The organism is uncultured Cyclobacterium sp. (assembly GCF_963976465.1).
Taxonomy (GTDB): Bacteria; Bacteroidota; Bacteroidia; order Cytophagales; family Cyclobacteriaceae; genus Cyclobacterium.
On record NZ_CAXBOC010000647.1, the window covers coordinates 1 to 2521 of the forward strand.

Annotated in this window: 2 protein-coding genes; both read left to right on the forward strand. The window is 38.3% G+C overall.

Annotated features, from left to right (window positions below; all coding sequences use genetic code 11):
• Positions 1 to 1572, forward strand: a 1572-nt coding sequence (locus AAC037_RS23395) for a TRCF domain-containing protein (RefSeq protein WP_339906034.1), incomplete at its 5' end; no start/stop codon positions are given.
• A 262-nt stretch (positions 1573 to 1834) separates the two neighbouring features.
• Positions 1835 to 2521, forward strand: a 687-nt coding sequence (locus AAC037_RS23400) for an SUMF1/EgtB/PvdO family nonheme iron enzyme (protein WP_339906035.1), incomplete at its 3' end; no start/stop codon positions are given.

Sequence of the window (2521 nt, forward strand, 5' to 3'; positions counted from 1 at the left end):
GAAGTAGCTGTAAGGGCGGTATTCAAAGCAGTAAATGACCGAAAGCAGGTGGCGGTATTGGTACCCACCACCATCTTGGCCATGCAACATTACCAGACTTTCAAAGAAAGGTTGGAGAATTTTCCCGTCACCATTGATTATATCAACCGGTTCAGAACGGCCAAAGAGGTTAGGGAAATCATAGAAAAAGTAGGAAGTGGTGAAATAGATATTCTAATCGGTACGCATAAAATTGTTAACAAAGCAATGCGTTTCAAGGACCTTGGTTTGTTGGTCATTGATGAGGAACAAAAGTTTGGAGTCAAGGTTAAAGATCAGCTAAAGCAGCTTCGAGTCAATGTGGATGTGCTTACTCTGACAGCTACTCCAATACCCCGAACCCTTCATTTTTCATTAATGGGTGCCAGAGACCTTTCTGTCATTGCTACTCCTCCACCTAATCGACAGCCGGTCACAACCGAGATACATACTTTTAGGGAAGATGTTATCCGAGATGCGGTTGCCACTGAGTTAGGCCGGGGAGGCCAGGTGTTTTTTGTTCACAATAGGGTCATGGAAATAGACTCCATTGCCAACTTGATTTTGAGACTGGTACCTGATGCCAGGGTCATAGGGGCTCACGGGCAGATGGATGGGAAAAAACTTGAGAAAATTATGGTAGATTTTATAGAAGGTAATTATGATGTGTTGGTGTCTACCAATATTATTGAATCAGGGCTTGATATTCCCAATGCAAACACCATAATTATCAATCGGGCTAATATGTTTGGCATGAGTGATTTGCATCAAATGAGAGGTAGAGTAGGGAGAAGCAATAAAAAAGCCTATTGCATATTGTTAACCCCACCAACTTCCACATTGACCCCAGAGACCAGGAAAAGGTTACAAGCCATGGAAGAATTTTCCGATCTTGGAGACGGGTTTAAAGTAGCCATGAGGGATTTGGACATTCGAGGAGCCGGGAATTTATTAGGGGCCGAACAAAGTGGTTTTATCTCTGATTTGGGTTTTGAAATGTACCATAAAATACTTGACGATGCTGTACAGGAACTTAAGCAAACTGAATTTGCATCGATTTTTGAGCAAGACTTGAAAAAGGTGGTGGCACCATTGGTTCAGGATTGTGTAATAGAAACTGATATGGAACTCTTGATACCCGAAAGTTATGTAAGCAATATTTCAGAAAGGTTGAGCTTGTATTCCAAATTGGATAATATTAAAGAAGAGGAATCCCTTGATAAATTCAGAAAAGAGATCCGAGATAGATTTGGTGAAATTCCGGAAAGAGTTCAGGCATTGCTTGAAACAGTTGAGCTCAGGTGGATGGCCGTTAACCTTGGTTTTGAAAAACTTTCTTTGAAAAATGAACAAATGAAATGTTACTTCGTTTCATCAAAAGAAGATCCTTATTTTAGCTCTCCTGTTTTCATGAATATTATTAAATTTATTCAATCAAAAAGTAGGCTTTGCAAAATAAAGGAGACCAAAGATCGTTTGATCCTTATAGTGAAAGGAGTGGATACTATTCAGAAAGCCCAAAACTGGCTTGCTGAAATGACAGTAAATAAATAATTATTTAGCTTAAAATCTAGATTTGTTTAATAAACAAAGGGTTAGAGTGGATGATTAAAAAATAACTCCTTCTTTTTTTTATAATTTAAGATGAAATTTCGTGTGGAGGTTTGTTGAGATTATACAATTTTTTTTGTCGTTTTTAACAAAAAAAAGATCTAATCGGTTTTAATCTTTGGTTTGATAAAAAAAAGAATATTGTTAAAATATATTATTGGTCATATATTAGCGTTTTATTAAGACAAAACTTAAAACTTGTCGCATGAAATTTGAGAATAAAAATTTTCAATTTAGTTTTTTTGTTGCAGTCGCTTTACTGGGATTATTGGTGTCATCTTGTGGCCAACAAAGCTCAAGAAGGACAGCTAGCAATCCCGGGGGTGTAAGTGCATCAACCGGAGCTAAATACAGCTTTGATGAAGAGGATTCTGCTTTTCAGGTATTTAGGCTGCCAAGAGAGGTTATCGGACCACGATTGGTTTTCATTCAAGGAGGAAGAGCAGTCTTGGGATCGCAGGAACAAGACATAATGGGATTCCGCGATAATGTGGAAAGAACAGTGACAATTGCTTCGTTTTATATGGACGAAACGGAGGTTACCAACGTAGATTATAAAGAATTTCTTTTTAATATAGCTGACAGTGTCAGTGCAGATTCTCTTAAAAAGCTGGAACCAAATGAAAATGTATGGGCAAATGCAATGTCCTACAATGATGTTTACTCCACTTATTATTTCCGATATCCTGGATTTAACTTCTATCCTGTAGCAGGTGTAAGCTGGACACAGGCCAATGCGTACAGTGCCTGGAGAACTCAATACGTAAACGAGCTGGCTCGGGAAAGAAATTTTGGAGGCAAAAAGAAAAAGGATGACGAAGAAGAAACTGCTGAACTCTCTTTTGATCAGTTAATAGAACGAGGTGTGGTATTTCCAAATTATCGACTTCCG